Annotated in this window: 9 protein-coding genes; all 9 read right to left on the reverse strand. The window is 35.4% G+C overall.

Annotated elements, in window-relative coordinates; genetic code table 11:
* A partial coding sequence (locus PHP31_09390) for a carboxypeptidase-like regulatory domain-containing protein (protein ID MDD3739491.1) occupies positions 1 to 565 on the reverse strand: 565 nt, incomplete at its 3' end.
* A 31-nt stretch (positions 566 to 596) separates the two neighbouring features.
* Positions 597 to 1,220: a TetR/AcrR family transcriptional regulator gene (locus PHP31_09395; GenBank protein ID MDD3739492.1), complete on the reverse strand. Its 624-nt coding sequence runs from the start codon at positions 1,218 to 1,220 to the stop codon at positions 597 to 599.
* A 228-nt stretch (positions 1,221 to 1,448) separates the two neighbouring features.
* Positions 1,449 to 2,276: a zinc transporter ZupT gene (zupT, locus tag PHP31_09400; GenBank protein ID MDD3739493.1), complete on the reverse strand. Its 828-nt coding sequence runs from the start codon at positions 2,274 to 2,276 to the stop codon at positions 1,449 to 1,451.
* 173 nt (positions 2,277 to 2,449) lie between these two features.
* Positions 2,450 to 3,277, reverse strand: coding sequence for an SDR family oxidoreductase (locus PHP31_09405; GenBank protein ID MDD3739494.1), 828 nt, complete (start codon positions 3,275 to 3,277; stop codon positions 2,450 to 2,452).
* Positions 3,278 to 3,318: 41 nt separating this feature from the next.
* Entirely contained in the window at positions 3,319 to 4,974 is a 1,656-nt protein-coding gene (recN, locus tag PHP31_09410) for a DNA repair protein RecN (protein ID MDD3739495.1), read from the reverse strand.
* Between the two features lie 40 nt (positions 4,975 to 5,014).
* Positions 5,015 to 5,923, reverse strand: a complete 909-nt coding sequence (locus PHP31_09415; protein MDD3739496.1) for a DUF4835 family protein — start codon at positions 5,921 to 5,923, stop codon at positions 5,015 to 5,017.
* 13 nt (positions 5,924 to 5,936) lie between these two features.
* Entirely contained in the window at positions 5,937 to 7,127 is a 1,191-nt protein-coding gene (gene coaBC / locus PHP31_09420; GenBank protein MDD3739497.1) for a bifunctional phosphopantothenoylcysteine decarboxylase/phosphopantothenate--cysteine ligase CoaBC, read from the reverse strand.
* The gene (locus tag PHP31_09425) at positions 7,120 to 7,458 is read right to left on the reverse strand and encodes a DNA-directed RNA polymerase subunit omega (protein MDD3739498.1); all 339 of its coding nucleotides are present in this window, start codon (positions 7,456 to 7,458) and stop codon (positions 7,120 to 7,122) included. Before PHP31_09425 ends, coaBC begins: the two co-directional genes overlap by 8 nt.
* Positions 7,459 to 7,479: 21 nt before the next feature.
* Positions 7,480 to 8,280: an outer membrane protein assembly factor BamD gene (bamD, locus tag PHP31_09430; GenBank protein ID MDD3739499.1), complete on the reverse strand. Its 801-nt coding sequence runs from the start codon at positions 8,278 to 8,280 to the stop codon at positions 7,480 to 7,482.
* Between the last annotated feature and the right edge of the window lie 190 nt (positions 8,281 to 8,470).

Here is an 8,470-nt window from a genome sequence, read left to right on the forward strand (position 1 = left end):
TTTTTGCTAATACATCTTGCACATTGCTGACCGTTCCTTGCAACTGTTTTATGCTTATAACCGATACGGGCATTGCTTGTTCACGCAGCATTCGAGCTTCACTTTTGACGCTAATCACTACCTCGGAAAGCGATTGGGTTTCTGTAATCAGACGAAACACACGTTTCAAGGTTTCTCCAGCTTCCAACTTTATATTTTCAATATGCTTTTGATAACCAATATAAGAGACTGACAGCGTATAGTTTCCTGGTTTTAAGCCACTAATAAGAAATTCGCCGTTTCGCTCAGTAATGGTTCCGGTTTTCAGCTCTTCAATATAAATAGTGGCACCTATGAGCGGATCTTCACCCGAATTGTCAATTACAATGCCACTTATGCTCGCCATTTGTTCCTGAGCAGTAACAGGCATACTGGTCGAGAATATGACAAACAAAAGCGTTGGTATGTACAACTTTTTAAGCAGTGAACAAAGTTCAGTTTTGTTCATAAAAAAAGCGTACCGCCTGAATTGGGCGGTACGCTTAGCCTTGCATAAGGCTTCTGTAGAGAATTGTAGAGTTTTCATTTCAATTATTTTCTATCATTATTTCATATATTTATTTACTAACTTTAAATAAAGCTTCCCAGCCGGCAGAACCAAATCTAACGTATTCCGATATAAAGCGTTCTATTTCTTCGTCTGATAATTCATCATGTCCGGCAATTTCTTTGAGTAAGCTTACCCAGCACACGCAGCATACATGTATAAAAAATGTTGAAACATTAATAGCCAAATGAGGGTTTTTCTCCTGAATCAACCTCATATATTCAAGACTAAGACGGGTGTTACTATCGATAAGCATTTCGTAAAAGTTCTCGTAACATGAGCCTTGCGATGCATAAAAGAGCAATTTAAGTTCAGGTCTGTACTGATGAAAAATTTTTAAATAATTACGTATTGTTTCTGCTTGAAATTTTTCGGATGTGTACATTTCCACATTAGTATCGCTACTCACTTCCGTGTGTTCAATCATTGTTTTTTCAAAAGTGTGTAAAAATGGTGTCAGCACAGCCTTGAATAATTCGTCTTTGCTTTCAAAATAGTTGTATATATTGCTCAATCCCACTCCCGATTTTTCAGAAATTTCACGCATAGACGTAGCTCTAAAACCTTTTTGTAAAAAGGCATCGCGCGCCGTTGTTATTAATACCTGATTTATGTCGGTGTTTTCTTCTTTCATACAGAGTAAAGCATTACTTTTTGCATCTGAACAGTGTTCTTTAAATTCAGAGTGCAAAATTAACATGCAGAACAAACACGACAATCCCCAAAATTGATGATTTTTTTATAAAAATATCCCTAATTATGACTACACTTCAGTATTTTAACTTGTTAAATTGTCAAGTTGAAGTTGTAATCTTGATTTCTAACTTATAATTTTATAACTCAGAACTTCTGACTTCAACTACTACCCTAACAACAACAAACCAATAGCCATAACAGCCATACCTGCAACTAATCCGTATATTGCATGATGATGCTTACCGCCGCACTTTTCAGCTGCCGGTAGCAGTTCATCTAAGGAAATAAAAACCATAATTCCGGCTATTACTGCAAACATTATTCCGAAAAGGTTATCGTTTAGGAAAGGAGCTAAAATCAGGTAGCCAACCAAAGCACCTAAAGGTTCGGCTAAACCCGAAAGAAACGAAAGCCAAAAGGCTCTTTTGCGATTTCCTGTTGCATAATAAATCGGGACTGACACGGCAATACCTTCGGGAATATTGTGTATAGCGATTGCTACAGCAATAGGAACTGCGATTTTTACATCTTTTAGAGCAGCCAAAAATGTTACCATACCTTCGGGAAAGTTGTGAATTGCCAATACTAATGCCGTAAGCAGTCCAACACGCATAAGCTTAGTGTTTTTACGTTTTGTTGCAGATTGCGACTGAGCTACGTTGGCAATTTCTTCTACTCCCCTAAATTCGTGCGGATTTTCTTCTTTCGGAACCAAGGCATCTATTATCATAATCAGTAAAATACCACCGAAAAAAGCAAGTACGGCGTAAAGAGTTCCGTTACTTTCGCCATGCAAGGCACTTAGCGTGCTAATAGCATCGCTTAGCAACTCTACGAACGATATGTAAATCATAACACCTGCCGAAAATCCCAACGAAACCGACAGAAATAGAGTGTTGGTACGCTTTGCAAAAAAGGCGATAGCGCTGCCTATTCCGGTAGAAAGTCCGGCAAAAAGTGTTAGTGAGAATGCTATGAGTACTTGATTGTTCATTTAGTTACGAGTTACGAGTTATGAGTTCCGAGTGGCTCGCCCTGAAAAAAGTTTACATTTAATTGATGTTGCAAAAGTATAATTACCAAAACTCATTTAAAATCCCTAAAAATAGGGATTTTAGTTGAGTTTGTTAACGGTTTTGCAGTACGATTTATATCAAATATTTAGCGTTAGTCTTTATCAATATTAGAATTGAACATTTGCATTGCTTCGGCACTCATTCCCATACTGGAAAAGCCACCGTCGTGATATAGGTTTTGCATAGTAACCTTTCTGGTAAAGTCGCTGAACAGTGTTACGCAATATTGAGCACATTCCTTAGCCGAAGCATTGCCAAGCGGCGACATAACTTCGGCATAATCCATAAGATCGTATATTCCTTTAACCGCACTAATAGCAGTGGTACGAGTCGGCGACTGTGAAACGGTGTTTATTCTAACATTTTTTTCTTTGCCGTAAATATATCCAAAACTTCTGGCTATACTTTCCAAAGCTGCTTTAGCATCAGCCATATCGTTGTACTCGTACAATGTTCGTTGAGCGGCAACGTAAGTAAGCGCAACAATAGAACCCCACTCGTTTATAGCATCCAATTTTTTTGCCGTTTGTATAACTTTATGAAACGAAACAGCCGATATATCCAAAGTTTGCAAATAGTTGGAATAGTTTATATCGTCGTAAGGTATTTTCCTTCTTACGTTGGGCGACATGCCGATAGCATGAAGAATAAAATCTATTTTCCCGTTAAAATGTTCCATAGTTTTATTGAACAAGTTTTCCAAATCGGGTATGCTAGTAGCATCAGCAGCTACAATTATGGAGTTTGTTTTTTTCGCAAGTTCGTCGGTGTCTCCCATTCTTAATCCGGATTCGGTATTGGATAGCACAAGTTCGGCTCCTTGTTCGTAACATTGCTCGGCAACTTGCCAAGCTATTGATTTTTCGTTCAAGGCTCCAAAAATAAGTCCTTTTTTCCCTTTTAATAAGTTAGTTACCATAGTATATAAAGTATTTGATTAGTAATTATTTAATTATTTAGTTATTTAGTTAGCAGATGTTTCGCTGCTTCAATTGTAGTTTGAGTAATATTACCGTCGCTTATTAGTCCGGCTATTTCGTTAATTCTTTCGGTCTGATTGAGTTTTTTTATCTCAGTTGTAGCCATATCGCCAGTTTCGATTTTATACACTTTAAAATGACTATCGGCAAGACCTGCAATTTGTGGCAGGTGCGTAATCGCGACAATTTGTTTGTTTTCAGCCATTTTGCACATAAGCATTCCAGCTTTAGTTGCTATCTCGCCTGAGATGCCCGCATCAATTTCATCGAAAATTATAGTTGGCAACATTTTTTTCTCAACCGAAAGCGATTTTATTGCAAGCATAAGTCTTGATATTTCACCACCCGATGCAACTTTGCTTAGTTCTCTAACTTCGTGTCCTTTATTTGCCGAAAATAGAAACGACATTTCATCTTTTCCGTAAATGTTATGTTCGGGTAAAATATTGATTTCTATCGAAAAAGATGCCGATTTCATTCCCAAATTAGGCAATATTTCAAGCATTTGCTTTTCAAAACTGTCTGATGCAGTTTTTCTACTCTCCGACAATTTTTCGGAAAGGTTGGAAACTTCATCGTACAAACTATTTATTTCGGCTTTTAAATTCTTTATTGTATCCTCGAGCTGATTGGTGTTTGTAATGCTTGTTTCAAGAGATTTTTCTATTTCAATGAGCTGTTCGGTTGTTTGTACTTTATGTTTGTGCAGCAAATTGTAAATACTGTTCAAACGCTGAGTTAGCAACTGATGTCTATCTTCGTCGTAATAAATATTATCGACTTGTTTAAGCAAATCGGAAGATATGTCGTTTAATTCTATATGACTTGAATTTATTCGCTTTGACAATTCCAAAATAACATCGTTGTATTTGCCTGCTTGTTCGGTCAGGTTTTTAATATTCTGCAAAGCATTTAAAACACTGTCTTCGTTCTCGTAAAGCAGATTTATTGCCTGATAAAGGTTTGTCTTAACTTCTTCGGCGTGAGTTATTTGTTTTAGTTCCGTCTCTATTTCGTCAACTTCGTTAGGAATAAGTTTCAAGGCGTTAATCTCTTCAAACAAAAAACTATTGTATTCAAACTCCTTGAGCATAAGCTCTGCTTCGTTTTCTTTTCGTTTTAGCTCCAACTTTTTTTCGGTGTATTTATTAAATACATTTGAATATTCTGTAAGTAGCTTTGAATTTTGAGCGTAGCTGTCCAAAAGCTGAATTTGGAAGTCGTTATTTTGAAGTTTTAATGTTTGAAACTGCGAATGTATATCTACCAAATTTTCCACCAAATCTCTCAATACGTTTAAGTTTACAGGTGTATCGTTAATAAATGCTCTGGACTTGTTTTGCGGAGTAATTTCTCTACGTATTGTTGTGTTATTGTCGAAATCAATATCGTTGGCAGAAAAAAATCCTTTCAAATTATAATTTTCAATATCAAAAACAGCTTCTACAATGCATTTTTGTTCAGGATCGAGCAAAGTATTGGTGTCGGCTCTTTGCCCTAATATCAAATTAATTGCACCCAATAAAATTGATTTACCTGCTCCGGTTTCGCCCGTTATACAAGTAAAACCGCTGTCAAAATCAATTTCTAACTTCTTGATGAGTATATAATTTTCAATATATAGTTTTTGTATCATTATAAATTGAAATAATCGTTAAGCAGTACAGCAAAATTACTTATTTTTGTTTTAATATTTGCTGATATTTTGACGTATTGGCAGGGTCTATTTCTTTAAGGATATTAACTGCTCGACTTTTGTCCATTGGTGGTGCTTGCGAATAAATATTTACAATCTCATCTCTTTTAGCATCCAACACAACCTGAACGCTATACAATCCTTGCTTTGAGCGGTTTGTTTCCTGTAGGTCTTCCATAAATTCATTAATAGCGCTTCTTCCAAGTTCGATATTTTCAGACATTTTATCTAAACCTTGCAAATGATATTTGTACAATCCCGACCTAATTTTGTTGTGCGAGCTGTTAAGTAAATTTTCGACTAACCAATACCTGTTTTTAATTCCTTCAAAAGCTTTCCACCCCTTGCCTGCTTCGTTTGAGTTTTGAGCTGCATTGACTATATTTCTTGCTTTTTCAAAATATGGAGTTCCCCCGTATGGCGAAAACGAATCGAAATCGAAGCCTAAAATTATGTACAAATAATATGCAACAACTCCGGCAAGGTTAGATGTAAACGTGTTTTCAATGTATTCTATAGGTTCGTACTCAATATATTTAAACTCAAAATCTGTGTCCTGAATATTCAAAAGCGTGCTGTAGTACGATGATTTGTAAATAGGACGCTTGCTCATTACATTAATTCTGCCTTTGAAATGGTCGCCCGAAATACGCTCATCAATTGTAATAGAAATAGAACCTTCTATCCTTTCTTCGGGTCTAAATTGATGATTAGTCCAATTTCGACTATTAACGAACTCGTACAAATCCTGTTGTAGAGTTTGAAACACCTTTCTTTCGGTTCCATCAACTTGTCGGCTATTTACCGATACATTTATCATAAACTCCTGACCGACTAGTACAATGGGTAAAAGAAAAATAAGCAGTAAAATATTTAATGTTTTTGCCATAATTTTTTGAAACCTATTTTTTGTTTATATAGTTAAAAATATCTGTCGCAACTTCAGTCTTTGTTTTAAGTCCGTACTCCTGAACATTGTCGGGCGAAATAATCATCACTTTATTAGTATCGACAGCAAAACCGGCTCCTTCGTCTTGCAATGAATTCAAAACTATATAGTTTAACTTCTTTTGTTGCAATTTTTTCTTAGCATTTTCTACAGCATTGTCGGTTTCTAAAGCAAAACCAACAGTAATTTGATTTTCCGACAACAAAGGCATTATTTCTTTAATAATGTCCTTTGTCTTGCTCAGTTTAATATTTAACGCTTCTTCCGACTTCTTTATTTTATGTTCTGCAGGATTTTCAACGAAATAATCGGCGACTGCGGCTGCAAAAATCAGTATATCTTTGTCTTTATAATTATTTATACATTGTTGCAACATATCTGTAGCCGAAATAACTTTAATTACGTCAATATTTGGGTGATTTGGATAGCTTTGAACAGTTCCTGAAATAAAAGTTACTTTGGCTCCCCTATTTGCTGCTTCTATTGCCAACGCAGAACCCATTTTTCCCGTAGAATGATTTGAAATATATCTTACAGGGTCAATTTTTTCTACAGTAGGTCCGCTAGTTATCAGCACATTTTTGCCTGCAAGGTCTTGTTTTTGTTGAAAATGATTTTTTATGATACTAAAAATTCTTTCGGGCTCTTCCATTCTTCCAACGCCAATAAGATTGCTTGCCAACTCTCCTGCATGTGGCATTATTACTTCAACTCCTTGTTGTTTCAAGGTTTTGATATTATTTTGAGTTGTAATATGATTAAACATATCGACGTCCATGGTGGGAGCGACAAAAACCTTACTTCTGCATGCCAAATATGTGGTAAGCAACAAGTTATCGGCTATTCCGTAAGCCATTTTAGCCATAGTGTTGGCGGTAAGTGGGGCAATAAGGTACATATCAGCCCATAAGCCTAATTCAATATGGCTACTCCATTCGCCCGTTTCGGCGTCGTATGGCTCGCAATAAACTTTATTTTGAGATAAAACCGATAAAGTTAAAGGAGTAACAAAGCTTTTAGCTTCGGGAGTTACAACAACCTTAACTTCGGCTCCGGCTTTTACTAACAATCTTATCAGTATAGGAATCTTATAAGCCGCTATACCGCCGGTTATACCAATTAGTATTTTTTTATCTCTAATCATTTAATAATCTATCTGCAATACCGTGGTTGGCATAATAAATTTCGTCGTTCATAAACTCATTAATAGCCACAAGTGTCGGTTTTGGAAGTCTTTCGTAATAGCGTGCCAATTCAATTTGCTCTCTGTTTTCGTATATTTCATCTAAGGTATCTGTTGGCAAGGCAAAATCTTCAATTTTTCTTCTCAATTCGTCTCTAACCTGCAAACCTATCTGATTTGCACGTCTTGCAATAATATTTACAGTTTGATAAATATTGCCTGTACCTTTACTAAAATCTTCAATATTACGGGTTACCGTAGTGTTTTCAATTTTGTCTTTTTTAACTGTCATAATTGTATGTTGTGTAAAAATTTATTTTAGATTTGAATAAATCGTTTCTCTGAATGCTTCTGCTTTCTGCGTATATTTTCCCGAAGGAAATCCTTCCTTTAAGTTTTCGTATGTATTAGCAGCATCGGAAAAACGTTCGTATTTCTTTTCGTCAACACTATTTTTGGCGTAAGCAACCTGCGATGACAAAATATAATACAATATTTCTTCTTTGTAACGTGTTTCGGGAAAGTCTTTCAAAATATTATTGTAAGATATAATGGCTGCCCTATAATCGTATATTTTGTAATAAAAATTTGCTATGTCTAATTCTTTCTTTTCTAATTTGCTTCTGAGTTCATAAAGCAAATTGTTGCATTGGTCGGTATACTTGCTTTCTGGATATCTGACTTTGAAATACTCGAGAGCAGAAATAGCTTCGTGGGTTAGCTTTTGGTCTAGAGTTGACTTAGGCGAATCAATATATGAACAATAGCAACTTAAAAAAGCGGCTTCTTCGGCACGCGGACTATCAACATAACTGTTAGAAAACATTTTAAAATAATACCCTGCCATTATATAATCCTTTTGCTTGTAATAGTTTTGAGATATATAATAAGCTACGTCTTCGGCTTTTTCGGTGCCCCTAAAAAATGGCTGGACTTGAGTAAATAGCTCTAACGACTTGTAATACTTCCCTTTATTGAAATACTCAATTGCTTTATTGTACTTCAAATCGTTATCGGCACTTTTGAGCAGTTTTTGATACTGACTACAACCCGAAAGCATCAGCATAATAGCCGAAAAAGCTAAAACACTTAGTATTTGATATTTTTTGTCCATTCTGCAAAAGTAATTATTTATTGATAACTGAATTAACGAATTTAATTTATAATTATTATTTAACAATTTTTATTACGCTAAAGTCAAGCACTTGTACGTGCTAAGCGTTTAATTCTAAATAATAAAATAATCAAATAAAACTTGTAATGTAGATTTTTTTCTATATTTGCGAAAATTTTACTATTAGTAA

The sequence above is a fragment of the Lentimicrobiaceae bacterium genome, from assembly GCA_028697555.1.
Lineage (GTDB): Bacteria > Bacteroidota > Bacteroidia > Bacteroidales > UBA4417 > UBA4417.